General features: G+C 42.6%; 23 protein-coding genes. 10 read left to right on the forward strand and 13 right to left on the reverse strand.

The genetic code is table 11. The features are described from left to right. The first annotated feature begins 277 nt into the window (after window positions 1-277). The 3 genes from IOD06_RS04200 (at window position 278) to IOD06_RS04210 (ending at window position 4,669) form a co-directional block, all read left to right on the forward strand. Window positions 278-1,438 (forward strand): cation diffusion facilitator family transporter, encoded by a 1,161-nt coding sequence (locus IOD06_RS04200; RefSeq protein WP_227669871.1) that lies wholly within the window; start codon window positions 278-280, stop codon window positions 1,436-1,438. A 550-nt stretch (window positions 1,439-1,988) separates the two neighbouring features. Beyond that, window positions 1,989-2,693, forward strand: a complete 705-nt coding sequence (locus IOD06_RS04205; protein ID WP_194619328.1) for a hypothetical protein — start codon at window positions 1,989-1,991, stop codon at window positions 2,691-2,693. Between the two features lie 89 nt (window positions 2,694-2,782). Then, window positions 2,783-4,669, forward strand: a complete 1,887-nt coding sequence (locus tag IOD06_RS04210; protein WP_010201442.1) for a monovalent cation:proton antiporter-2 (CPA2) family protein — start codon at window positions 2,783-2,785, stop codon at window positions 4,667-4,669. 9 nt (window positions 4,670-4,678) lie between these two features. Here the strand turns inward: IOD06_RS04210 and IOD06_RS04215 are convergent, their stop codons facing one another. Next, window positions 4,679-5,608: a DUF2628 domain-containing protein gene (locus IOD06_RS04215; protein WP_189585416.1), complete on the reverse strand. Its 930-nt coding sequence runs from the start codon at window positions 5,606-5,608 to the stop codon at window positions 4,679-4,681. Between the two features lie 134 nt (window positions 5,609-5,742). On the opposite strand from IOD06_RS04215, the gene IOD06_RS04220 reads away from it, so the two are divergent. The 4 genes from IOD06_RS04220 to IOD06_RS04235 all read left to right on the forward strand — a co-directional run bounded on the left by IOD06_RS04220 (window position 5,743) and on the right by IOD06_RS04235 (window position 10,625). After that, window positions 5,743-6,237: a hypothetical protein gene (locus tag IOD06_RS04220; RefSeq protein ID WP_194619330.1), complete on the forward strand. Its 495-nt coding sequence runs from the start codon at window positions 5,743-5,745 to the stop codon at window positions 6,235-6,237. A gap of 130 nt (window positions 6,238-6,367) precedes the next feature. After that, a complete protein-coding gene (gene trmB, locus IOD06_RS04225) occupies window positions 6,368-7,165 on the forward strand; it encodes a tRNA (guanosine(46)-N7)-methyltransferase TrmB (RefSeq protein ID WP_189585422.1) in 798 nt (265 codons plus the stop codon). 1,030 nt (window positions 7,166-8,195) lie between these two features. Beyond that, entirely contained in the window at window positions 8,196-9,272 is a 1,077-nt protein-coding gene (gene recA, locus IOD06_RS04230) for a recombinase RecA (RefSeq protein ID WP_194619332.1), read from the forward strand. A 213-nt stretch (window positions 9,273-9,485) separates the two neighbouring features. After that, window positions 9,486-10,625: a regulatory protein RecX gene (locus IOD06_RS04235; RefSeq protein WP_194619334.1), complete on the forward strand. Its 1,140-nt coding sequence runs from the start codon at window positions 9,486-9,488 to the stop codon at window positions 10,623-10,625. A gap of 117 nt (window positions 10,626-10,742) precedes the next feature. Here the strand turns inward: IOD06_RS04235 and IOD06_RS04240 are convergent, their stop codons facing one another. The 6 genes from IOD06_RS04240 to IOD06_RS04265 all read right to left on the reverse strand — a co-directional run bounded on the left by IOD06_RS04240 (window position 10,743) and on the right by IOD06_RS04265 (window position 16,758). Next, window positions 10,743-11,456 carry a YidB family protein gene (locus IOD06_RS04240; RefSeq protein WP_194619336.1) on the reverse strand — a complete coding sequence of 238 codons (714 nt, stop codon included), beginning with the start codon at window positions 11,454-11,456 and terminating at the stop codon, window positions 10,743-10,745. A 222-nt stretch (window positions 11,457-11,678) separates the two neighbouring features. After that, window positions 11,679-12,137, reverse strand: a complete 459-nt coding sequence (locus tag IOD06_RS04245) for a hypothetical protein (protein ID WP_194619338.1) — start codon at window positions 12,135-12,137, stop codon at window positions 11,679-11,681. 260 nt (window positions 12,138-12,397) lie between these two features. Continuing rightward, window positions 12,398-12,676: a succinate dehydrogenase assembly factor 2 gene (locus IOD06_RS04250; protein WP_010201454.1), complete on the reverse strand. Its 279-nt coding sequence runs from the start codon at window positions 12,674-12,676 to the stop codon at window positions 12,398-12,400. A gap of 109 nt (window positions 12,677-12,785) precedes the next feature. Then, window positions 12,786-13,682, reverse strand: coding sequence for a dihydropteroate synthase (gene folP, locus IOD06_RS04255; RefSeq protein ID WP_194619341.1), 897 nt, complete (start codon window positions 13,680-13,682; stop codon window positions 12,786-12,788). A gap of 166 nt (window positions 13,683-13,848) precedes the next feature. Next, a complete protein-coding gene (gene ftsH / locus IOD06_RS04260; protein WP_010201457.1) occupies window positions 13,849-15,744 on the reverse strand; it encodes an ATP-dependent zinc metalloprotease FtsH in 1,896 nt (631 codons plus the stop codon). A gap of 381 nt (window positions 15,745-16,125) precedes the next feature. Then, window positions 16,126-16,758 (reverse strand): RlmE family RNA methyltransferase, encoded by a 633-nt coding sequence (locus IOD06_RS04265; RefSeq protein ID WP_025652421.1) that lies wholly within the window; start codon window positions 16,756-16,758, stop codon window positions 16,126-16,128. Between the two features lie 342 nt (window positions 16,759-17,100). Here IOD06_RS04265 and IOD06_RS04270 point away from each other — a divergent pair, with 342 nt between their 5' ends. Next, on the forward strand, window positions 17,101-17,412 hold the full coding sequence (locus IOD06_RS04270; RefSeq protein WP_189585441.1) for a YhbY family RNA-binding protein: 312 nt from the start codon (window positions 17,101-17,103) through the stop codon (window positions 17,410-17,412). Between the two features lie 139 nt (window positions 17,413-17,551). Next, window positions 17,552-18,328 (forward strand): hypothetical protein, encoded by a 777-nt coding sequence (locus IOD06_RS04275; protein WP_194619343.1) that lies wholly within the window; start codon window positions 17,552-17,554, stop codon window positions 18,326-18,328. A gap of 104 nt (window positions 18,329-18,432) precedes the next feature. Here the strand turns inward: IOD06_RS04275 and IOD06_RS04280 are convergent, their stop codons facing one another. Further along, on the reverse strand, window positions 18,433-19,158 hold the full coding sequence (locus IOD06_RS04280) for a CHAP domain-containing protein (RefSeq protein ID WP_010201465.1): 726 nt from the start codon (window positions 19,156-19,158) through the stop codon (window positions 18,433-18,435). A 259-nt stretch (window positions 19,159-19,417) separates the two neighbouring features. On the opposite strand from IOD06_RS04280, the gene IOD06_RS04285 reads away from it, so the two are divergent. Then, entirely contained in the window at window positions 19,418-19,933 is a 516-nt protein-coding gene (locus IOD06_RS04285; RefSeq protein WP_189585447.1) for a hypothetical protein, read from the forward strand. A gap of 298 nt (window positions 19,934-20,231) precedes the next feature. Here the strand turns inward: IOD06_RS04285 and lpxC are convergent, their stop codons facing one another. The 5 genes from lpxC to IOD06_RS04310 form a co-directional block, all read right to left on the reverse strand. Next, entirely contained in the window at window positions 20,232-21,149 is a 918-nt protein-coding gene (gene lpxC, locus IOD06_RS04290) for a UDP-3-O-acyl-N-acetylglucosamine deacetylase (protein ID WP_194619345.1), read from the reverse strand. Window positions 21,150-21,552: 403 nt separating this feature from the next. Continuing rightward, on the reverse strand, window positions 21,553-22,752 hold the full coding sequence (ftsZ, locus tag IOD06_RS04295; protein ID WP_010201472.1) for a cell division protein FtsZ: 1,200 nt from the start codon (window positions 22,750-22,752) through the stop codon (window positions 21,553-21,555). 290 nt (window positions 22,753-23,042) lie between these two features. After that, window positions 23,043-24,335 (reverse strand): cell division protein FtsA, encoded by a 1,293-nt coding sequence (gene ftsA / locus IOD06_RS04300; RefSeq protein WP_201574509.1) that lies wholly within the window; start codon window positions 24,333-24,335, stop codon window positions 23,043-23,045. A gap of 197 nt (window positions 24,336-24,532) precedes the next feature. Continuing rightward, the gene (locus IOD06_RS04305) at window positions 24,533-25,330 is read right to left on the reverse strand and encodes a cell division protein FtsQ/DivIB (RefSeq protein WP_194619346.1); all 798 of its coding nucleotides are present in this window, start codon (window positions 25,328-25,330) and stop codon (window positions 24,533-24,535) included. Between the two features lie 511 nt (window positions 25,331-25,841). After that, window positions 25,842-26,810 carry a D-alanine--D-alanine ligase gene (locus tag IOD06_RS04310; RefSeq protein WP_194619665.1) on the reverse strand — a complete coding sequence of 323 codons (969 nt, stop codon included), beginning with the start codon at window positions 26,808-26,810 and terminating at the stop codon, window positions 25,842-25,844. Window positions 26,811-26,909 lie beyond the last annotated feature (99 nt).

Raw genomic sequence — 26,909 nt, forward strand, 5'->3', positions numbered from 1 at the left:
ATCAATTAGATTGTGAGGCTTAAAATGAGAAAAATTACAGATAAACAAGGAAGAAATAGCCGCTAATATGAACATATTGGCAAAATTTCTGATGATGTTTAGCAAAATTTAGCCATTTTAAGACCACTAAATATATAAATGTGCTAATTGATGACACGCCCTAGATACAGCAAGCATTTATTAAATGTGCTAAATTCTGTATATCTGTCTGGTTTATGCAAAGCAAACCCAGCTTTATAAACCATCCGTTTTACCTTCTATCATCCTGAGTGTTGTTATGAGTCAAAATAATTCAAACCCTGAGCGAAGTAACCATTCTCATCAGAGCGATGCTGATATGCCTGAACCTCTGCTTAAAGATAATGAGAGCAATTACACTCATGACAAGCAAGACACTCACGACCACGATGAACACTTAGAACAGACCACGGTACCGCGCGATACCAAAGGCTATCAGCGCACTTTACTGTTTAGCTTTATTATAATCACTGGCTACATGTTTATCGAAGCGATCGGTGGCTGGCTCACCGGTAGTTTGGCACTATTATCCGATGCCGGTCATATGCTCAGCGATGCGGTGGCCCTTGGCGCGACGTTAATGGCGTTCAAAATTGGTGAAAAAGCAGCGACCCATCAAAAGACCTTTGGTTATAAGCGCTTTGAGATTTTGGTGGCGGGGGTCAATGGTGCTACTTTGGTTATTATCGCGCTGATGATTTTTTATGAAGCGATTAAACGATTTAATTCACCGCCTGACATTGCTACCCAAGGGATGCTTATCATTGCGACCATTGGCATGCTGATTAATATTTTAGTCGCTTGGTTGATGCACCGAGGTAGCCACGCTGAAAATGAGCATAGCCACGGCGCCAGTACAGACAAAGCATCTGATAGCAAAGCACCAGTGAATCTGAATATGCAAAGTGCTTATTTGCATGTCTTGAGCGACTTGATGGGTTCGGTTGCGGCTATTATTGCCGCGTTACTAATGATAGGTTTTGGTTGGTTGTGGGCAGATGCAGCGGCGTCAGTCATCGTTGCCATCCTGATTTTAATCAGCGGTTACCGCGTCGTACGCGATTCAGTCCATATATTGATGGAAGGCACGCCAGCAGGTATATCGCTAGTCAATGTGGAGCAAAAACTGATCGCCCATCCTCAAGTACACAAGGTACACGACCTGCACGTTTGGAGTATCACCAGCGGCTTAAATGCACTGTCTTGTCACGTTGTCGTCGATGGAGAAATGAGTATCCACAAATCGAGTCTGCTGATTGAGGATCTGGAAAAAAGCTTATTAACACTTGGCATTCATCATGCGACTATTCAGGTCGAAAGCTTATCGCATCTGCAAACAGCTATCCATAGCGATGCGTTAGTCTGTGACATCTCCGAGCGAGCCGTTGATAATGGGAGTCATATTGGTCACAATCATTGAGCAGCTATATTAGAGTCCGTCAATAACGCTACTCAGCAAAATCTGTATGCTGTATTAATATTAGGGTCTGTTGAACATTCAAATGTGGCACTGGCGGTGGCTATTTTTTAGACAATATGCAGTGAAATTTTTGACGCCTAGTCATTCTAGGTTAGACAATTTCGCCATGTATTGGCAAAAAATAGTCCCGCCCCGAAGGGCTGATGCTAAAATCGCAGCAAACGTTGTTATAAACCTAGCTAAGGTCTCGACATTATCATCAGTTTACGCCTAGTTTGGTGCGATTTTAGCGATCAGCAGTCCGAATATTTGAATGTTCAACAGACCCTAAGCGATGCTAATTTAATACTAAGCCAACTCTTCATATGGCTGCTATATTGGCAACTCCCATTAAAATTTGCTCAATCACTTTAAAAAAATAAAGTTCCAATAAGTTTATATGGTTATAATAACTATCAATTAATGATAAATGATCAATTCAAACCCTATTGAACATTGGCAAACATACTTATTAGTATCTTTTTAATTTATTCATTGATGATATACCACTATGTCTAGACGCTCAGCACCTTTTGTCGCCCCAGACTATATCGACGACCCTACCTCAAAAGATGGCAAAAAACACGCCAAGGTTTTGCTATCAACCCTGCAAGAAGACATCGCCAGCTTTCGTGATGCGCAATTTCCACCTGATATTTTGCGACAAGTTCGCGATATGCCTATCTATGAAGGCAATTTAGCCGAAGTCAAAGCTTATCAACAGCGTTGGCAGACTCTGCTCGAACGCGCGATGGCCTTTTATCCTGCGGCCAATCTACCACCTGATTATCTGCCGCTACCAGCCAGCCTCGAAATACCGCAGTTTATTTATCATGTGCAACGACTGCATCTAACCAAAACTCACGCTAAAGAATCTAAAAGTTTTGGCTCAGTCGGTGCACTTACGGATAAATGCGGGGATTACAGCGCTGATGAGATTGCGCGTATGGCAGCCGTATTTGATAACGATGATGAGGCACGTTTGGTCGCTCATCGTGAATTTATTGATTTGCGTGCGTACGTCTTTTGTCGCGATAATAAAGGTGAGATGTTAGAGCCTGAGCGCGTGCGATTTTATCGTACTGGACTCATTGTCCACGCTTTGCCCAATTTTAAAATGATAGACAGTCGGCAGACACCGCGTAAGCGTCGTAATGATGCTTATAACAATCCGCTTGCCGATAATGGCGTGTGGAAGATTTATCGCAGAAAATAACGTATGCTCGCGTTATTTATTATTGTCCTTCTTGTTTTATATTGACTGTTTTACATTGCTTATTTTATTGCCAATTTTGAGGATTCCAGATGTTCGCTGCCGCCGCCGGCTCACCAAATTTAATGTTACAAGCTACAATTTTCTTGGGAGCCGCGCTGCTCTTTGTACCCCTTGGCAAACGCTTTGGTATTGCGACCGTCCTTGGTTATTTGATCACCGGACTGATATTAGGGCCTAGTGCGCTAGATGTAGCGGGCGACGCTGAGAGCTTATTACATTTTTCTGAATTTGGCGTGGTGATGCTGCTCTTCATCATTGGCCTTGAGCTCCAGCCTTCACGGCTTTGGGCGCTGCGCCGCTCAATATTCGTCCTTGGCGGCTTGCAAGTCGGTCTGTCCGGCACCTTATTGATGGGTATCCTATATCAATTTTTCTCTTTACAACTCGATACTGCTTTTATCGTCGGTTTCGGCTTGGCGCTCTCTTCCACCGCTTTTGTGCTACAAATACTGACTGAAAAACAGCAGCTGTCTAGTACCCATGGTCGCGAAGCATTTACCATCTTGTTATTCCAAGATATTGCCGTGATTCCTTTATTAGCGGTCATTCCGTTTTTGTCAGGGGTGCGCGAGCAGAGCTACGACTTAATCTATTTTGGCAAGGTTTTCGCCGTTTTCGCTGGACTGATTTTTGCCAGCCGCTATGTGGTTCGACCTTTCTTTAAATTTGTCGCCTCTAGTGGTGCGACAGAATTACTGACTGCGGTCGCGCTATTTATCGTCATGGGTGTCTCTATCTTGATGGGTCAAATTGGTTTATCGATGGCGCTTGGCGCATTTTTGACTGGCGTATTGCTGGCAGATTCGGAGTACCGTCACGAGTTGGAAGCCAGTATCGAACCCTTTAAAGGATTGCTGTTGGGGCTGTTCTTTATGTCAGTCGGTATGTTGACTGATGTCAAACTCATTTTGGCCAAGCCCATCTTTATTATCGGCTGTGCGATGGCATTGATGTTTATCAAATTCGGTGTGGTCACCGCTATCGCAAAAATATCTGGCAATCGATGGCCAACCAGTATCAGATTGGGGGTGACTCTCGCTCAAGGGGGTGAATTTGCGTTTGTCTTGTTCAGTGTGGCCACCGCCCAAAACGTCCTGCGACCTGAGCTAGCAAACACCCTAAATCTTATTGTGACCATCTCTATGGCGCTGACGCCATTGGCATTCTTACTCTTAGAAAAAATAGGAGAGCCATTATTTGCCAAAAGCAAACCCAGCCGCGAGTACGACACCATTCCCGATCATGAGCATCAGGTCATTATCGCGGGCTTTGGCCGCGTCGGTCAGATTATCGGTCGTGTATTACGTATGCATAATATCGAATTCACAGCCATCGAACGCTCTGCCAATCGGGTGGATTTTGTCCGTCGCTTTGGTAACCAAGTCTATTATGGTGACCCAAAAAACCCTGAAATATTACGTGCCGCTGGTATCAAAAAAGCACGTGTGTTTATTCTTGCCATTGACGACTTAGAGCGCTCTATTACCACCGCTCAATACTTGCGTAAGAACTACCCTGATTTAATCGTCTTGGCACGAGCGCGTGATCGTCAGCATTATTATCGCCTCCGTGAAGTTGGGGTGCGTCATATTTGGCGTGAGACTTATTTATCGTCGTTAGATATGTCGCGTGAGTCCTTGCAGCTGCTCGGCATCTCTCCAGAAAAAGCGCGCGAAACCGTACAGACTTTCCGTGATTATGATGACGACTTGATTGAACGTCAGCAAGCCATCTATGATGATGAAGCCAGCCTGATTGAATCAGTACAATCATCAATGGCAGAGCTTGAAAGCTTATTTGATGAGGATATTGGCAAGGCGCGTAAGATGGATTTGAGTGAGTTTTCTGACGCTTTAAAAAACCAAGCGACGCCCGTTGATGAAAAAGACGATATCGTTCCTGATCCCAAAGCCTAACTACCTTTTTTAATCCGTTGAGCAGTTTGGCGGCGCCAGTTTTTCGTTTAGCGAGCTGGTGCATTGCCAACTATCGCCATCTTCCACATGATAGAAAGCCACTGTTTGCTCATTGAGATAACGCAGTGGGAATTTAACATCATGAATCGTTCCTATGACAGCACAATCTGTTTTAGGAACGCCCGGCACTTGAGTGTCAATACGCACCAGCACTTGCGGGTCGTCTATGTTAAATGGCAAATCAATGGGACACTGCCCAGTCTGTTGGTAAATGACAGCCACACGATTCTGCGTCGTTTTGGTGAGGTCATAAGCATTGAATAATATTTCATTGGCTTTTGGCTTCGCGATAATAGGTAAAAACTGTACCTTAATCACCAGTAAGGCGAAAGCAAAAAGCCCAAAACCCAATCCCAAACCAAATAAGCTCACCCCACCCTCTCGGCGCAGATGTGCCTGCTGCGCGTTGTCATCTCGTGGATGGTCATCAACGGCGTCAGCGATTTCGCGCCGTGCCATACGGTAGTAATAAGCGTCTGTCCAACGTGCCACCATAGATGCCCAAAATAGCCAAATCATCGCTGCAATACCGAGCCGCGTTGCCATTTGATAGGCATCAGGAATATAAGACATCGCCACAAATTCAAAAATAACCAACACAATCGCAATATTAAGCTGAATAAAAGACCAACCTGCCACGCTATAGACGATCGCATCCATATAGCGCTTGCGATATAGCAGCCAAGGAAAAGTAATAAAAAACGCGGCCCAGTGCCATTTTGGCGACAAATAGCCTTGCTTATCAAACTGTGCAAAGCGCTTGAGATAATAGCGTTGGGTACGATGACCGATAAACCATTTATCCAACTGCTCACGCTTGGCAGCAGTCAGCTGTTCTTGGTAAAAAGGTGGCGGTGAATCCGTCTCGATAAATAACATAGCAGTAGGCTCTCGATAAAAAGCGTATCAATAATCACTGTAAGACACTTTTTTCAGCGAATAATTAGATTAAATACACTCTTTATATTCTTCATTAATATTTCATATTTTTAGAATATCTTTAGTATAAACTGATGCAAAAGCCAATCATAGAGCGACTAAGCTCTTGTCCTTATTTGATTCGTGAGCATCTCATGTCTACACTCAAGCGCAATATAATCATAACCATTATGATTATTACCGTTCTAATCGCTACTGCTATAACCCTTATCATCGTTAACGTCAGTGCCATATCTGACCCTTATAAAAATGAGCTAGGTTTTGATCAAAGCACCTTTGTAGGTCAATGGCCATTTACTGCCGAGAGTATGGTAATAAGATGCGATGACATTGACGACAAATCAATTATTTCTATAATAACCCTCAGTGGAGAGCGTTATATTCTCAATGCTGATTCAAATACAGACATCGATAAGCCGCCAATGAAAACACTCAGTGCAAAAGATACAATCTGGCGCGATACTGAGACAGATACTGAAACAGATAAAAACTATTTATCACCTGCTGACGCCAAAGTTTCTAAGGACGATATCATCGATGCCGGTTTAAAATTATGTACGAAAGCTTAGAAAATGTTTGAAAGGAGAGTGAAAGCGGTTTACGCCATCAGCAACTGCCTGATAATTGAACGTTCACACTTGCTCATATTTAACCTATAATACGCTCATATTCGCAACTTTATAAAGTCTTAGTAACCCTATGAACCAATCCTCTAATCCCGATAACTCAAATGATATAAATCAAGTGGCTGAGCCTAATACTGCCATTGAGACCGTTTCGCAAAATGATAAACATATTCGTATTGTGAATACTTTTATGAAACGGCGCACGCACATGAATAAGAACGCTGAGCTGGCTCTCACTGATCCAGAGTTTGCTGACTACTTGGTTAATAACAGCTTCGGTGATGGCAATCTTGATGGTATCGATGACTTGCGCGTACTATTCGCCGATACGCCCAACGGTATTGATGCGCCGCTTACTGTAGAGATTGGTTTTGGACTGGGTGACTCATTCATTGAGATGGCAGCTGCCGAGCCTACCCGTAACTTTGTGGGTGTTGAAGTACACGAGCCAGGTATCGGTAAATGTGCTTATATGGCAGGTACGCAAGGTTTAAGCAACGTCAAAATCATTAACGGTGATGCCATTCAATTGCTCAAGCAGATTCCAGAAAATCATATCGACCGTATTCAGCTCTACTTCCCTGATCCATGGCAAAAAAAGCGCCATTATAAGCGTCGTTTTGTCAGCCCTGAGCGTATGGCGATTGTCACGCGCAGTTTAAAACAAGGTGGCTGGTTTCATACAGCAACCGACTGGGAGCATTATGCCTTTTGGATGGTTGAGGTTTTAGACGGTTTTTCAGGACTCACCAATCAAGCGGGTGCAGGCAACTTTACTGACCGCCCTGACTTTCGTCCAATGACCAAGTTTGAGCGCCGCGGTTTAGAGCGCGGGCATGGTGTCTGGGATTTAATCTATATTAAAGAGTAAGCCTTATCACGTTACCCTTAATGATTTTTGACAAAGCGGCTAAGACATTTAGCCGCTTTTTTATGCAGCTGGTATTACCCATCCTCATTTTATCTAAATATATTCAGTATTTAATCAGCCAAACCCTCTGTTTGAGACGCTTTGAAGAATTTTATTTATTAAATTTACAGAGCAGCAATATGTGAAACATAGCAATTTTGACGAAATTGCCAGATGAAAAAATAGTTGCATAATGGCACAAAACATATAATTGAATGATTCGCTGACACTATACATTCATGCAAACATTGGCACTATAAGGGCTGCACGAGTTCTCCCCATAAGCTGTGGATAACCCTGTGTATAAGTCACTACTTGACAAGAATTTTCCTAGGTAGCTTAAAGGGTTAGGTAAAATCGTTCATTTTTTGTACAATTTAAAAACCTATATTATTCAATAACTTATATAGAAATTTAAATCATAATAAATTATTTTCAATATTTTAAAATATTATTTTAATATTAGCGATGTTTCACATAAGGTAAATAAACGCTATTTATTTGTTGTGGACAACTTATAAATCTATTGACAAACTACCCCATTATCCCGTCTGAAATAATACATAAGTTCTAGCATAGTCTATATAAAATTTCAGTCGTTTATCATGCGACATATAGTGTCGTTTAACATCATCTAACCCGCTATATGATCCGTGGTTTTTGTTATAATTGCCTTACCTAAGTAATAGTGGCACAAAGAAGCGCTTCATGATTAACGAGCTTAATACAGCCTAGAAGTTACCCCTGTAGCCATTAATTACGAACTTAATTTTACTTTTATCATTATTTGATTTTACTGTATAGTAAAGTGATATATCCAATATTACTATCTATCTCATCGATATGACAACCTATATAATCTAGCTGAACGCTGGTTACTATGTAGATAATTATCAGCACTATTGAGCCATTAACTGTCATGGTACGAATATTTTCTTTATAACACCAAATTTATAGTCTTACACCAATGATTGAAGATAAGGAATCCAGTATGGACGACAATAAAGCCAAAGCCCTCAAAGCGGCACTAGGTCAAATTGAAAAGCAGTTTGGTAAAAATACCATTATGCATTTAGGCGATAACTCTGCTGCGCTTGATGTCGACGTAGTATCCACAGGCTCGCTTGGTCTAGATATTGCCCTTGGTATCGGCGGCTTACCAAAAGGGCGTATCGTTGAAATCTACGGCCCAGAAAGCTCAGGTAAAACCACCATGACTTTGCAGGCGATTGCAGAATGCCAAAAGCAAGGTGGCGTATGTGCCTTTATCGATGCAGAGCATGCTCTAGATCCTGTCTATGCGCGTAAACTTGGGGTACAGACCGATGACTTGCTAGTCTCGCAGCCTGATAACGGCGAGCAAGCGCTTGAGATTACCGACATGTTGGTACGTTCGGGTGCTGTCGACATGATCGTCATTGATTCAGTCGCAGCCTTGACACCACGTGCAGAAATTGAAGGCGAAATGGGTGACTCACACATGGGTCTGCAAGCACGGCTAATGAGCCAAGCCTTACGTAAAATCACTGGTAACGCCAAACGCTCCAACTGTATGGTGGTCTTTATTAACCAAATCCGTATGAAAATTGGTGTCATGTTTGGTAGCCCTGAGACGACAACCGGTGGTAACGCCCTCAAGTTCTACGCCTCAGTCCGTATGGATATTCGTCGTATCGGTGCGGTCAAAAATGGTGATGAAATCATCGGGAACCAAACCCGTGTGAAAGTCATTAAAAATAAAATGGCACCGCCATTCCGTCAAGCCGAGTTTGAAATCACTTATGGTGAAGGTACCAACCACTTAGCCGAAGTGATTGATTTGGGTGTCGAAATTGGCGCAGTTGGTAAAGCAGGTTCTTGGTATAGCTATGGTGATGAAAAAATCGGTCAAGGTAAAGCAAACTCAGTGTTATTCCTCAAAGAAAACCCTGTCATTGCTGAAGAAATTGAAGCCAAAATCCGTGCTGAAAAGCTAGGTGTTGCCGATGATGGTAGTGTTGCCGACGATAGTAAAGCACCAGAGGTAGCCAAAGCTAATAAAGAAACAGCGGCAAGTCCAGTACAATAATCGTTACCTGACTATTTTTACTGATTAGCTGACTAGGGCCTGTCCTCATTTTAAAAATGGCGATAAAAATGAGATAAGTTGCAGCCAAGCAAGGAAAATAGCGTAGATAATATCGAGATATTAGTCAGCTATTTGATGCTGTTTGGCAAGGTTTAACCATTTTTGACCGCTTCAGATGATCATCGATTGAATTGAGGACACGCCCTAATAGTTATGAAGATTAAAACATTAGCCGAAATTCTAGCTGAGTCGGAAGCCGATTCAGCTAGTACTCCTGTCTCTAAACAAAAAACAGCCACTCAAAAATATCTCTCTAAAAAATCTGCTAAGCGACAACAGCCTGTAGTTAAATCAAAACATCCAAAGTCTAGTCCCGCGCGCTCAACTTCTGAGGACGATGAAACATCTCAAACCGTTGATCACTTCGACAACGACACTAGCTCATTTTTTACTCCTGAACGTTCATCCAAATCCTCTAAAACCAAGTCTAAAAAGCGTAAGAAACGCTTTCATCCAGCTGCTAACTTCGAGCCAGAGCCTAATAACGTACCTACTTATCAATCGCCTGAACCGCAAAGTATCAAAGAGATGCTAGCGGAAATCAAACGTGACATTCATGATAACTCGCTAGATGGCAAGTCCAATATAAAGGAAAACTCAGATACAGATAACGTCATCGACGACACCACATTTGGTTCCACCGATGAGCATTTATCAGAGCCAGAAAAAGACACTGCTGCAGTTAATCAAATGGACAATTTGCCATCCGCATTAAAAGCCTATCTACGTACCCCTGAACAACGACAGGCCGATGTTGATGCCATTAAAGCGGAAAGCCGCTTACGTTGGTTGGCGTTTTACTATTTATCACGCCGTGAACATGGCAAGGCTGAATTAAAACAAAAGCTACTCGATAAGGAGCAGAATCCTGCCAAAATCGATGCACTACTCGAAGAGTTTGAGCAGAAAGGCTATCAAAGTGACTATCGCACTACCCTCATGCTTATTCGTGAAAATATTCGTAAAGGTCGGGGACGTGGACGTATCAAGCAGGAGTTTTATCGTAAAAAGATGGCGATGCCTAGTAATATCGACGAGCTAATCGATATGGCGAATGCAGAGTCAGATGAGTTTAGCGAATTTGTAGATAACAGCGCCGACAACCTCGTCGAAGGGATTGATTGGCTGAAATTAGCGGTTGCCGCCCGCACCAAAAAATATGGTGACGACATCCCCACTGAGCAAAAAGACAAAGCTCGCCAACTACGATTTTTACAATATAGAGGTTTCAAGAGTGATATCTGTTTTGCTGCGCTCAACTATACGCTAGACACGTTAGATGAGCGCTTTTAGACTAATGACTCATAACGATTGATTAGTCGTAAAAAAAGAGTACGTCATTAGACATACTCTTTTTTTATTACATTTTTATCAATACTGGTTTGTTAAAAAGCAGCTATTTTAGCGTGGTTATTTTAACGTACCCAGTCGACTCGATAACTGACCAATGATTTGCTCAATCTCTTGATTGGCTTCAGCTTCATTGTCTAGGTTACCGTTTGGCGTCAATTGGTTCATCACTTCTGGCAGCAACTCCGCTAAACCTTGACGCACTTCAGTCTCATTAGCACCAGTCTGTGCAGCTACTTGCTGAATCTCGTTTTCGTCAAATAATTGGTTGATCTCATTAGGATCCAAATTGTCATTGACCTCATTGTTACTCATCCAAGAACGCACTTGATTGTCGTGACCCATACCTGTAATTTTTGAGAGAGCAGCGCCTAAGCCGCCATTACGCTGAATCCAGCTCAATACCATGGGCATGAGAGCTGCAACCAGCATGCCTTTGCCACCGCTACCACTTCTATTACTTTGACCACCCAGTACGCTACCTAGGATGTCGCCCAAACCACCCGCACCAGTGCTCATACCGCCGCGTTGACTGCTGCCAGTGAGACTACCTATAATGTCGTCCAGACCAAATCCATTATCCGTCTGACGATCATACTGCTGTGGGTTATAACCGCCGGTTTGGCCACCACCGCCCAATACCCCACCTAAAATATCACCCAGCCCGCCAGTGCGGCGTGATGTCGTACGCTGATTGACAGGATTGCGCTGTGCATCATCTGGAGCCATCGCACTACGTGCTACTTGACTGACTAAATTCCCTAATAGGCTCATAATTTCTTCCTTTTTGTTCATTTTATTTGTTGTTCTCAGCCGCTATGCCATATGACCAGACCATTATAAAATCAATAAATGGCATAAAAGCTGAATATGCTTTTGTAGTTCAATATAACAAATCTATCTTACTATCGAGATAGGTGTTTTGTTATTCACCATATTGGCCTATTAAAATCATTACAAATCTAATGTCATTCAGGGGAAACCTCGTATACTCAATCAAGTTGTTGTTGCAGCATTCACATTCGCCAGAATATTTAGCTCTCGCCATTGCTCAAGGCTCACTTGATCACGAAATACAGTCACCGACAAGGGGCGCTGATAAGGCTCTGTAATAATAAAATCAAAGCTCATCGTCCAATAATTATGTTGAACAGTCCTCAATTGTGCTTGCCATAGCCCATCACTTTGACTCGTACGTATCAGAAGTTGCCACTGTTGATCGACACGCTGGTCGAGCGGTGGCTGCGTTAGATGCAATAAAATAGGACGCGACAATGCCAGATAGCTAACGACGGCTGCCGTGATCGTTAATATCAGTACATATTGCCACAGCGCCAATGCAGTAAGCCATGCCAATCCAAGCATGACTGACGCCAAACCAAGATACAGTAACGTACGCAAATGGCTAGCGGTCTTGATAGCAGTATCAATCCGTGGTGAGGTAATCATTGTCATATATACAAAACTGCCATATGGGAAAAACCGTCATATTTATCAGACTGTCTCAGTCATCAATACAAATTTAACCACATAAAAGGAAACTCAAAATCATGGATAGCTTAACTGATAAGCTACCCAGCTATAATATGGTCAGTTCAGAATAAAATCGATACATTACTCGTTAGGTACGACTGGTATAAATTTTACTTGCTACTATCACAGAGGCTACGAAAAATTCATCCCAATCGCACTGTATCTGTTTCAAAGTAAATCCACTATATATCCTTGGTATGACGCCATGTTTTGATCTTATTCACTAGCGCCCATATGCTTTCATCATCTGGACGATTTTGGTTGGTAAAATAATCCAATAAATCTGGATCTTCATGAGTCAGCATTTGGGCAAAGCTTTCCTGCTCAGCGGGGTCTGCTGTTAAATAAAGCTCTTTCACATATAGGTCAATATAAAAGTCCAATTCCTTTAAGCCACGACGGGCTTGATAAATGACACGCCGCTGTTCATTGGTTGGCTCTGGCTGGGTCGTAGTGGTCATAGCATTACTCTCATTATTTTAGTAGGTGTTCAGATTAATATTAAATGTTAACTATTAGATATTCATATAGTGCGATAGCAGTGATTAGGGCTATTCTAGCATTGATTTTTTAGTGTTGATTGTAGGCAGATAACTGCTGCCATAACGCCACTGCTTGCTGCATCATCGCGACATTATGAGTACGTATAATACTAGCGCCTTGTTGCAGGGCAAATATACCAGCAGCAACGCCGACCGTATCTCGTTCTAACGCCTCAGTTGTAGCCACCGCTTCGACGCCACTTTTGGTCAATACTTCTGCCAAAAAACGTTTGCGGGAGATACCAAACATCATGGGAAACCCAAGACTTTGTAACTCTCCTAGCTGAGACAATAGCGCGCAATGATGTTCGTAGCTTTTGGCAAAACCAAAACCTGGGTCGATAATTATTTTCTCACGCTTAACACCAACGCTCGTGACCTCATTGATACGAGCGCTTAGCTCCGCACTAACGTCAGCGATGACATCGTCATAAAGCGCCAGATTATTCATCGTCGTCGGCTCACCACGCATATGCATCAACATAACTGGTATATCAAGCTCCGCCGCTAACGCTGCTGCACCCTCGCGTTTGAGCGCTCTTACATCATTCCAAATATCAGCGCCTGCCTCAAAAGCTGCCTGCATAACGGTAGGATTACTGGTATCGATAGACAACCAAACGGCATTACCAAGTTGCTGTCTAATTGCTTTAACGACTGGCACAACTCGTTTCATTTCTTCAGTGGTAGCAACGGCGTCAGCATTTGGACGGGTAGATTCACCACCAATATCAATAATGGTCGCACCCGCCTCTATCATCTCTTTGGCATGAGCAAGCGCGCTATCAATAGCATTGAACCGGCCGCCGTCTGAAAATGAATCGGGTGTGACGTTGAGGATGCCCATAATGTTTGGTTGCGATAAATCTAAAGTTTTTTCGCGACTAGAGACGGTACAAATAGGTAAAGGTTGAAATAATGACATAGCCAATCCGTTGTAGATTAAATTTATAAAAACCGGGCTAGCGCTCTATTTTTCTCTTATGATATCAGTAAACCTGCTGTCTTTCTAAATCCTTCATAAAATGATGACAATAAAAAAGCCCTCTATTAAAAAGGGCTTTTTATGTTTGCTACTCATGAGCGGTAAACTACATCGCTGGTAATGGCGGCGGAGTCGAGCCCGTCGTTTTCACATTATCTTTAGCTAAGTTTACTTCATTATGCTGGTACACTCTAGGTGGACGTGGATCTTCACCCGCTATGATGTCTTGCAGTTGATCACTATTAATGGTCTCCCACTTCATCAGCGCATCAACCATCGCATGCATTTTTTCTTGATTGCCTTCAATCAGTTCTCGAGCGATATCATACTGCTCTTCTAGCATGCGGCGAACTTCGTCATCAACTTTTTGCTGAGTTGCTTCAGAAATCGTACGACCACCGCCACCGAAGTAACCTTGTGAATTGTCATCATCTTCATAGACCATGATACCTAGGGCATCTGACATACCGTACTTAGTTACCATCGCTCGTGCCATTTTGGTTGCACGTTCAAAGTCGTTTGAGGCACCCGTCGACATTTGATTGATAAAGACTTCTTCAGCGATACGACCACCAAATAAAATCGCAATGTCGCTGAGCATTTTTGACTTATACATACTGGTTTGATCATGCTCAGGCAGCTGCCAAGTTACCCCAAGGGCAAAACCACGCGGCATAATCGTGACTTTATGCACTGGATCGGTACCCGGTAGTAGCTCAGCCACTAGCGCATGACCTGCTTCATGATAAGCAGTGGCACGGCGTTCTTCTTCACGGATGACCATTGATTTACGCTCAGGACCCATGTACAGCTTGTCCTTGGCATCTTCAAAGTCATTCATATCAACGCTACGCTTGTTACGACGCGCAGCAAACAAAGCGGCTTCGTTCACAAGATTGGCTAACTGTGCCCCGCTAAATCCTGGTGTACCACGAGCCAAAGAGTTGGCATCAACACTAACGGTATTCGGCAACTTTCTTAAATGTACTTTTAATATTTGCTCGCGGCCTTTGATATCTGGCAAGCCAACTTGTACCTGACGGTCAAAACGACCCGGACGCAATAGCGCTTTATCAAGAACGTCAGCACGGTTAGTGGCGGCAATGACGATAACGCCTTCATTGCCTTCAAAACCATCCATCTCAACCAATAATTGGTTTAGCGTTTGCTCACGCTCATCGTTACCGCCGCCCATACCTGAGCCACGATGACGACCGACTGCATCAATCTCATCGATAAAGATGATACAAGGGGCACTTTTCTTCGCTTGCTCAAACATATCACGGACACGCGAGGCACCGACACCAACGAACATCTCAACGAAATCAGAACCTGAAATTGAGAAGAATGGTACTTTCGCTTCACCAGCAATCGCTCTTGCTAGCAACGTTTTACCTGTCCCTGGAGGGCCTACCATCAAGATACCACGTGGAATGGTTGCACCAAGTTTGGTAAATTTATCGGGATCACGCAGGAACTCGACCACTTCGACCACTTCTTCTTTGGCTTCTTCACAACCCGCCACGTCTTCGAAGTTGACCTTGATTTGGTCTTCAGTCAGCATCTTAGCTTTTGACTTACCAAAGCTCATTGGGCCGCCGCCTTTACCGCCTGCACCGCCCTGCATATTACGCATAAAGAATAAGAACAGACCAATAATCAATAGGATTGGGAAACTGGCTATCAGTAACTGCATCAACACGCTTTGACGTTTCGGTGCTGTGCCCTGAACCTCAACTTGGTTCTCGCGCAATAATGGCATTAGTTGCTCATCAGCCACGGCTGGTCTAATGGTCTCAAAAGATGAGCCATTTTTCTTTTCGCCGGTGATCTGCTCGCCATCAATTTCAACACTGGCTACCTGACTTTCTGACACAGCGGTCACAAATTCAGAGTAGTTAAGGCTATCCGGCTCAGACGATTGGTCAAAGCCGCTAAACACCAGCACCAAAACGCCGATTACCACCAGCCACAATAAGGTATTTTTTACCATGTCGCTCACTAGTTATTCCCATCCCTTACTTATTGGTGTGTTTACTAAACACGTGACGTCTATAAACGCATTGCTCATTGCTTGAATAACTGCCTAGACACTTAACACTGTACTTGCATTGCAGCGACTAAAAAGACGCATTAACAAGTACTCGCTATCATTGACCTATCGTAAATGAGCTGATAAAGCGCTTATTTTCAGACGACTTTGCTTAAAACATATGCTCGAAACAAAGTTAATATACCATGATATGTGGTGTTGTCCTGCATAATTCAAGCAGGTTTCACTTTTATTCAGTTAACGATTGTAGCGGTTTTTATAGTGCGATAATGATACTTTATGGTGACTTATCATCTCGCTTACAATAGCAACAACTCATTGATGTTAAAACTATTTAATCGCTATCCAAAACATCTCTTTTGAGCGTGGTCGTGATGCACCTGGCTTGATACTACGAATCTTACTAAAATCCAGCTGCATCTGCTTGCGTAATTCTTGTGTACCCTCGCCCTGAAACACTTTCATAATAAGCGCGCCACCTTCTGGTAAGGTTGCAAGTGCAAAGTCCACTGCCAGCTCGCACAAGTACATCATACGCGGCTGATCAATTGCGCTATTGCCAGCAGTATTGGGTGCCATGTCAGACAATACTACGTCAACCTGCCTGTCACCGACTTCTGCCATAATGGCGTCAAAAACCTCAGCTTCACGAAAATCACCTTGGATAAAGGTAACATCAGGCAAGGTATCCATCGCTAAGATATCAGAGGCAATCAAGATACCTTGTTCACCTACTAATTGGCCAGCAACTTGTGACCAACTGCCCGGTGCACTACCCAAATCAACGACCGTCATGCCTTTTTTGATAAGGTTGGTCTTTTCATTTATTTCTAATAACTTATAAGCGGCACGGGCACGATAGCCATCTTTTTGCGCCTTTTGGACATAATGATCGTCAATATGCTCTTTCATCCAAGCACTGCTGCTCTTTGACAGTTTTTTGTTCTCAATACGCGTGGCCAAAATACCTGCTCCTATTACCTTACAAAACCTGAATACAATTTTTTGAATCGCTTTATCACTGACGAACTAAATTTAATAAAGCGTCGATTACTCTAGATGTGTCATCAATCAGGCTATTTATTCGTTGATGGTCGCAAACTGACCAAATTCTATTGGTTAAAACACTGCTTTATAAGGCAGTAGCGTTTATAATGTGACCAAACATTCAGTTTAACATTTTCGTCACGTAAAATCGTGCAAAATCCTGCTGATCTCATGCAAGATGGGCACAGATTATCTATAATGATCAATCACTGTTTTTTGACAGTACCATTTTTATTTTTACCAACACCTAGGAATTCTATGCAACTCGATAACGCTACTATCAAACGCCTAAAAGGCATCGGTCACGAGCTAAAACCTGTCGTTATGATTGGCAATAAAGGTATTACACCGACCATTACTGAAGAGATTGATCGCGCTTTATCAGATCATGAGCTCATCAAAGTAAAATTGCCTGCTGGCACAAAAGAAGAACGCGATGTCATCGGTGCTGAGCTTGCTGCTACTGCGAAGGCAACTTTGATTCACTCAATTGGTCGTATGGCGCTATTGCTACGCAAAAACCCAAATGCCAACCCTAAGCTATCAAACCTTGCTCGTCACACGCAGTAGTGTGTCATACTCAGCTTGATTTGAGTGTTTTGATACAACCTAAAAGCCGCGATGCAATCTGCTCGCGGCTTTTATCTTTTTGTGAACTTAGGGTCTTTTGAACATTCAAATATTATAACTTTTTGAGTCATACCAAATTATGAGCCAGACTTTTAACCTTTGCATCGCCACTGAAAAGATAGCAGATGATGCCCAGCAGCTTGGCGTTAGTATAGACACGCTAAGAGCTATCCAAGTCGTTGTGCATGCGAATATCATGCAGCAGCCACAGTTGCATTTACAGCTAACCTATCAAATCATCTTGCCCACACAATCTTTGGTGGGTCAATTAGACTGGCCTACTTGGAAAGAAGTAAACGTCGGCTTTACTGACTATTTGTGGGAAGAGAGCTGTCTTGAATGCTTTATAACAGGTAACTCAATAAATAATCACGATATGGCTGACATTAGCAGTAATTCGACTTATATTGAAGTTAACGCCAGCCCAGATGGTCGTTATGCGCTTTATCAGTTTGACAGCTATCGAAACCCTGCCACTCTGCCACCATCCCCTTTGTTATTAGCAAATGGGCGTACACCCGCAAAGATTAGCTGGACTGACCGCGCAAATACGCAAATATCATCCATAAAGGCCAATGCCTCGAACAAATTATCGAAAACGCATACACCTCATAGCTGCGAGCGAACCTTCGGTGTGCCATTAGACAAACTGTCTAGCCAAAATTTTGCTATCAGTAATATGACTATTGAGCACATAAATCCTTGCGTCATTTTATGGTTCGGTGAAACCGCTTTATATTTCGCACCTACACATGCCTCTCCGCCTGACTTTCACGACCGTCGCTACTGGTCTAGGTTTGATCCTGAAACTGCCTTACTTAACCAGCTAGCGTCATCGATAGCAACTGAACGATAACGCGTATCTAATATTTTAAAACAAAAAAAACCAGCAATGTCATTAAGAGCATTACTGGATTCGGAGAAAACGGTTTACTTAAAATACGATGTACTTGACGCTTATTAGTCAGCCATTGCAAGGTAGATACCGCGGTCTGATGCATCATCAACGTACTGCGAGTCACGCCATGTAGTATAGCTATAAGTGCCACTGTATGGGCTAATGCTATTTTGACGGAAGTCTGATACCCAATCATTGCCATCAAAGATCTGGATATGACCATGTGGACGACTTGACGTGCGATTGTAGACTACAACATCACCAACTTGTGGCGACATATCGTTACTGATTTTGCTAAAGCCTGCTTGAGCAAGCGTACCACGAGAGGCGTACTGATAAGCTGAAGGATTTGGCGTAAATTCATAACCTGCTGATTGTAGCGCTTTGCGTACGTAGCGAGCACAGTAACCAGAGCTTCTAGATAGCGCTACTCGTGACGCGCTTGCTGCTGCCATAGCAGGAGCAGAGTTGCGATCAGGCACACGGCTGGCTTGCTGCTGACGCTGCTCATACGATAAACGACTGGTTAGCGAGGCAAGCTGATATTCTTTTTGCTTGGCATGTGCGCTTAAGTTGTCAATCGCTTGACTGATTTCGTCGTTGCTATATACATGAGCACCACTATTAGTGCTATAGATGTTACGACTAGAACCGTAGTTCGCAGAAGTAGAGATATTGGTGATGGTATGACTCAAGGTATTATTTGGTTGAAAGGTGGTCTCGGCAGCACCACTCGTTTGTGCTATGCCCATTCCCAGTACTGACAAAATTAATAAAGCTTGTTTCATAAATTTACTACCTATTTGTTAATACAAGACTGCTCGTCATCCGTGACAAAGCATCAATTAGTTTAGAGGACATAATCATCAAATAAACATGATAAAATCCTTAGTACAACAGCTCACTCTTTTTTCTACAGTAACTAACGCTGGTATTATTGGCAGCGCGGTCTTCTGCTTCATAAATCGTTTGCTATCCATCCCATATATATATTGAGCTTATTTGTTATGAATATCGATTTTGTCACCTATTAGATGAGTCATTACGATGTCAAAAAAACAGCCTAATCGGCTTGCCCAACTTATTGATCATCAAGCTTTTGCTGGTAGCGCGCTACCCCAAACCCTTGCTGACAATATGCGTCTATATATTGAAGCAACCACTGAGATAAAAGAGCTTCTAATAGACTGTCTACCGGAAGAAATTCTTAGTACCTGCTGGGTCGTTGGCTTAACCTCTGAGCAATTAACACTCAGTGTGGGCTCAATGACCGCTGCTAACCATATTCGCTATTTACAGAACGCTTATTTGCAGATATTAACAGAGCAGTCGATTACATTTAAACAACTCAAGCAAATTCGCGTCGTTGTAGCTAAAATATCTGCGCATAGTCTTTCATCTAAAAAACCGTTAGCGCTATCAGCAACTTTATCAAAGTCTCACAAAGCCAATGAAAATCAGGCTCTTAGCCAAAACACAAAGCGGACTATATCACAGGCCGCAGAGCATGTCACCACTGATGAAAAGCTCAAAAAAGCACTTTTGCGCTTAGCAAATCATTAAAAACCTCGACTTCATCATGTAAAGTTATGTAACTATTTCCAAAAAATGATGCCATTTACGCTAGGTTTTTGTAATGGCGTAAACAAAAAAAATCATCTGTTAGTCAGCTTCACAATGTGAATACGACTAACAGATGATTTTTTGATTACCTACAGCGTCGGTATTATCTACGCTAACGTTGTATTGTTTAAAAATACTTACTTATATATCTATATACGAGAATATAAATTAACGGTTCTTATAACCATTTTATGTAATATTGCGTAAATGTTTCGATACTTCGTGTGTATTCCTGTATTCATCCTTCAACTGCTACCCCTTTTAGGGGCAAATATTCGATAGGACAGGTTACATTGTCATCAAAAGTTACAATTTCAAAGCTATCAGGATTAGACAATATCTCACGTACCAACAAATTGTTTAATGCATGACCAGACTTATAAGCGTTGAAACGACCCAAAATTGGATAGCCAATCAGATATAAATCGCCTAGAGCATCCAAAATTTTATGGCGCACGAATTCATCATTAAAACGTAAGCCTTCTTCATTAAGGATATTAGCCTCGTCGATGACAATCGCGTTTTCCATACTACCGCCTAACGCCAAGTTGTTCTGACGTAAGGTTTCGATGTCTCGTAAAAAACCAAAAGTACGCGCTGAGCTCAACTGCTCAATGAAGTTTTGCGTTGAAAACTGCAATTGTGCATGCTGAAAATCTTTATCAATAGCAGGATGATCAAAGTCAATTTCAAAATTTAATTCAAAGCCTTCATAAGGGCGTAGCTCTGCCCATTTATCGTCTACTTTTACTTTTATTGGTCTTACAATCTTAATGAACTTCTTTGAAGATTCTTGCTCACAAAAACCAGCTTGCATCAGTAATGCGACAAACGGCGCAGCACTACCATCCATGATAGGTATTTCTGATGCGGAAACACGAATCAATAGGTTATCAACACCCAGTCCAGCAATTGCACTTAATAGGTGTTCTACAGTACCTACACGTGCGCCACCGAATACGAGATTGGATGACATCATAGTATCTTGTACTAAAAAAGCACTGGCTGGAATTGGCTGACTGCCTTCAATATCTGAGCGCTCGAAAACAATACCAGTATCAACTGGCTGTGGATGAAACTCTAAATCAACAGGCTGACCACTATGGAGACCGGTACCTGTAACAGCTATCGCTGCTTTTATGGTTCGTTGGTTCATGGCTGTTTTCCCACATATTTTGTTACAATTGACCTAGTGTACCATTATCCACACCCCATTCGCCATAGTTAAAAAGCGTTAATTTTCTTATCTCTTTGATTGATAACACTTATCGTGATTTTTTTATTCGAATGAATAATATTTTACCGACCTATAAATTACCTTAATAAACAGCTAGTTACGAATGAATATAATGATTACAGCATATATCGCATGGTACATGACTAAGGCATGTTTGATCCTTTAATCATGTACTAACAGAGACTATCTGTGAACGTTCAGCACGCTCTAATAACGGCTTACTAAAAAATAATGTTTCAAAAAAAATCATTTCTTATGGATGAGCACAAAAAAGCCAGCGACATAGCGCTGGCTTTTTCTGACCAATAATATTGCAGAATACCTATTTATTTTGTTGACGCTTTAAATAGTCTTGAATGCTGTTGGTCTTGGTTTTGGGCTGCTCTTGCGTCGGATTTGCACGCGCTAGACTATCCTGATGCAGCTGCGCTTGTGACTGCTTTTGGCTGTTTAGCGCACTGGTATGCAAGTTAGGATCAACAGGCTGTGTGCTATTCACAGAAGGCACAGGCTGCTCCACTACTTCTGGCTCTTGGCCTGCATTTTCATCCAAGGTCAAACCCGTTGCAATAACGGTCACATGTAGATCTTCACCCATTTTTTCATCGATGACAGAACCATAGAAGATATGGGCATCATCGATATCGGTAATTTCTTCAACGATTGCGCTGATTTTGCTCATCTCATCTAATGATAATGACTCAGAAGAGATAACGTTAACCAGTAGACCTTTGGCGTTTTCTAAACGTAAATCATCGAGCAATGGTGATCTAATGGCTTTTTCGGTTGCTTGACGCGCACGATCATCACCGCTGGCACGACCAATACCCATCATGGCGTGACCTTTAGCAGTCATCGCCGTACGGATATCGTTAAAGTCAATATTGATCATACCTTCGCTTGCGATGGTTTCAGCAATACCTTGCACGGCGTGTAATAACACATCATCCGCTTTTTTGAACGCATCTTGCATAGAGATATTGCCGTAGACGCTCATCAGCTTGTCATTTGGAATGGTAATGATAGAGTCAACGAAGTTGGTCAGTTGCTCAATACCAGCCTTAGCTGCTTTGATACGCTTCCCGCCTTCAAACTTGAAAGGTGTAGTCACAACAGCGACCGTCAATACTTCCATCTCTTTGGCAATACGAGCCACGACTGGTGCTGCACCCGTACCAGTACCGCCGCCCATTCCAGCGGTAATAAAGACCATATCTGAATGTTCGAGTAATGCGCGGATGGCTTCTTCTTCGCTTTCTGCTGCTTCACGTCCAACTTCTGGATTGGCACCAGCGCCTAGACCGCGGTTCGTTTTTGCGCCAAGTTGTAACTTATGCGGCGCTGTCAGACGATCAAGTGCTTGTTTATCCGTATTAGCACAGACGAACGTCACACCTCTAATTCCTTGTTGTACCATATGTTCAACCGCATTACCGCCACCACCACCCACACCGAATACTGTGAAGCTTGCTTGGCCGTTATTTTGAAGCTGGTTATCATCTGGCATGGTGTATTTTGACATAAAAAAGATTCTCCAGTTGCAGATAGCGTGATGGTCGATACATGGTAACGCACTCATATGACGCGCTATCGACTTACTATATATAAATGTATTTAAATAAAACAGGGCTATATCTTAAACCGTTAAGCTTGGACGAAAATATGTCATCATTGCTCAGGGTATTACTTTAAATGTTACTTTTGATATTACGTTATACGCTTAATTGTGGTACATCTTTCAAAACAACAACGCTTATTGTATAAGCATACTTTTATACAAATATTTTTATACCAACGTCGTTAGCAGCGGAGTTATAGTATCTTCTTGAGCACACTAGCAAAACGTTGCCCTGCACTTTGAAAGACGCCTGTTACTCTGTTTTTTTGAATCGCTTCCGGTTCGCTTTTTTCACTGTGGCGAAACTGCTCGCTTTGGCTATATAGTAGTGTACCAAATGCCGTTTGATAAGCGCGATCATTGACTTGGATATTTAGCTGTTTGAATGATTCATCATTATCAAAGTGATTATAAGCGCTGATTGCTGGGTGGGTATTGGTCAAAACGACTGGCATTTTAAGCAGCTTCTTAGCAAAGGGTATCATGCCTTTGATTACGCTACCGCCGCCTGTCAGCACAATACCTTTATCAATATAGCTGATCAAATCTGCCTCATGCAATTGACGCGCTACTTCAGTAAAGATTTGCACATAACGCGCTTCAATAATACGGGCTAAATTATAAATACCAATATTAATCTCGTCGCTGGTCCCTTGCGGTTTAAAGATAAAGAACGAGCTAGGATCGACGCTATTGACATCGACCGTACCATGCGATTTTTTAAGTTTTTCAGCTTCTATCATCGATATACCGACATCTGCTGAAATATCCATCGTCACTTCATGGCTGCCAGTCGCGATACAATGCGTAAAAATCAACTTGTTTTCTTTATAAACACAGATGCTAGTCGTGCTCGCTCCGATATCAACCAAACAGACACCCTGCTGGCGTTCATCACTCATCAAGCTATATTCTGCACTGGTCACCGCATCAAAGACAATATGATCGATGCCGACATCACAACTCTGCAATAGTTTTTGGATGTTCTGACGGCTGGCGACCGGCATCATCATCATGTGATACATCACGCTGATATTGTGCGCCACCGTCTCAATCGCATCGTCGACCATAAAGTCTTGTTCATCGACATAGATACCTTGCTGGCAACAATGCATCAAATAATAGTCTGAGGACAAGTCGCGTGATTTGGCGTTGGCCAACGCCTGTACCATATCTTTGGCACGGACGACTTCATCCTCTACTAGCACTTCGCCCGCACTGTTTTTACTCAGGAGCTCAGGCGTTGCCAAGGTCAACCACACACTATGCACACGGCAATTGGCAGTGTCTTCTGCTTCTTGAATGGCTTGCCTGATAGCGCCTTGCAAGCGTTCGCGATGTTTTATTTGACCTTGATAGAAGTCACTATTTTTGACTTGCCCCACACCCATAATACGAATGTCTTTTGCAGAGACAACGCTGCCAATAACGACATACACTGCCGTGGCACTTAGATGGACAACAACCAGATTTTCAGTATTTTTCATGGTACCAGACAAATTATCGCTAAACAGGAAACCAAATGACGTCTCCATTAAATCATTAAAAAAATCACCATCTTTACGCCGTTATATCCTACCGCACCTACAATCTCTATGCTAAATAAACAAAGTGTCATTAATTAATGGTGGTTTATCAACTACTTTTGCTTACTGTTTTTGCTACTCACTATTTTTTATGACAGTCAGCTTTTTGGTGCTTCGATTTCTGGTTGTGCCATATTCCAAGCGATGGTAAAGCCATTTTTGTAACGTAAATCTACAGACTGTATTTCACTTCGACGATTACTTAATTGATTACCTAGTAATTGACTAAGATTCAGCAGCTTTTGCGCGGTATTTTCATTATCAACAATGACTCGCTGACCGTTATCAAAACGAATGAGCCATGTCATTCTTGGCGACAGGATAATATCTGCAACTTGCATATCGAGTGGTGCATACCAATCGTTGATTTGTTGCATCTGTTGCATGATGACCGGCGCTTGCGTTATCTCACCTTGCAAAGTGGCAAACTGTGCTTGGGTCAAATCCTTACTATCAGCAGGGACAAAAACAATCCCCTTTGCATCGACTAAACGTTCAGTACCAAAATTTGCAACTGCCTGCTTGGGCAACGCTGTGACCACAATGCCACGTTGCCAATCACGAGTCACACTCACTTGATCCACCCAAGCAAGACCCGTAGTAATATCTCTTAATGCTTGTAGATCAGAAGTAAAAAAACTGCTCACTTTCTGTTGATTCATGACTTGCTGTAACTTTTGGTACTGAGCAACCGTGAGTCCCTGATTGCTGACATGAATGGCAGCTGGAGGCGAATCACGTAAGGCTTTACCACCCATAATTAATATAAGCACTAGCAAACCTAACACCAATACCATAAAAAAATATCTGACCGAATTCGGTACTTGGAAGTTAGATGTTGGACGACGGGCTTTATCACTCATCAAGTCAGTTACGTCGTTGACAGTTTGAGCCATAATGACCTTTGTCCCTGTTTTTGCATAAAGCTATTTGCATGAAGCCAATAGCGCTTTTGTTAAAGGTGAGTCTGCTTATATTTTGCAGCGACATATTATACGAATATACTATCAAAAATTTTATCTAAAAACGTCTTTGAGACGCTATCATTCTCGATTAAGCGTCTATTTCTCTCGATTTACAACGCAAGGTCATAAATCATTCATAAATATCACTAAAACGATTCAATAATTACAATATTAACGTATTTTGCGGTCAAACAATAGCCTAACCCCTACTACGGACAACGAATTTACACAAGTTTACATGAAGCTGTGGTATAGCAGGGCTAGCGATACATTCAATTATGTTTATGTTTGCCAACAACCAACTGTATCAGTGCTATTCGAACGGTTATTTTTACTCATTAATAGCGGTTTTTCAAACATCTATACTATCAATAATTCTGCCATAAACTGCATCATTTATATTAACCTAGATAAAAACATCTGAGCTAAGGTTACCAAGTGTTTATAACGTTTGCGCAAGGATATGCCAGCACAGTGTATCGAAATCCATGCCACGCGCCTTAGCTGCCATCGGTACCAGACTATGACTGGTCATACCCGGTACGGTGTTGATTTCAAGTAACCAAAAATTGCCCGCCTCATCCTGCATGGCATCGATACGCCCCCAGCCTTTTGCGTCTACTGCGCGAAATGCCGCAAGGCTCAAGTCTTGTAAATGCTTTTCATCAGCATCACTCAAGCCGCACGGAATATAGTAGCTGGTATCGTTACGATTGTATTTGGCTTCAAAATCGTAGAAGTTAGTGATATCAGCAGGTTCAAGACGGATGACCGGATAGGCTTCATCATCGATAATGACAATCGTAAACTCGCGACCAGTAATCCAGCGCTCAGCCATGACCGCATCACCGCACTGTACCGCTGTTGTATAAGCCGCTGGCAACTCGTCAAGATTGTTGACCTTGGTCATGCCAATACTTGAGCCTTCATGAACGGGCTTGATAATGAGTGGTAAACCTAGCATGTTAACCACTTGCTGCCAGTCGGTATCGGCCGTCAATAGTGAAAATGGTGCCGTCGCTAAGCCGCAGCCTTGCCATAATTGCTTGGTACGAACTTTGTCCATGCCTAGCGCTGATGCCAGAATACCTGAACCCGTCTGCGGAATATCAAACCATTGCAATACGCCTTGTAGCAAGCCATCTTCGCCACCGCGACCATGCAACACGTTAAACACGCGATCATAGTCACGAAGCTCAGTAATGTCTTGATGCTTAGGATCAAAATGAGTGGCATCAACGCCTTGGTTTTGTAGCGCCTGCAATACAGCGGCACCACTATCTAACGATACGCTGCGCTCATTGCTGCTGCCACCATAAATGACGGCTACTTTACCAAATTGTCCAGCATCTTTTACTTCGTTGGCATCAGCGCGTAATGGTTTGTCTTGGTTCGACTGGTTGTTTTCCATATCATTTTTCTCTGCTTGTGCAGCAGCAGCTAGAGCGGACTCTGGATTGATAATGGCTGTCTTATCTTCAGCAGCATCAACGGCATTATTATTGTTTAC

Source organism: Psychrobacter sp. N25K4-3-2 (assembly GCF_015351755.1).
GTDB classification, from domain to species: domain Bacteria; phylum Pseudomonadota; class Gammaproteobacteria; order Pseudomonadales; family Moraxellaceae; genus Psychrobacter; species Psychrobacter glaciei.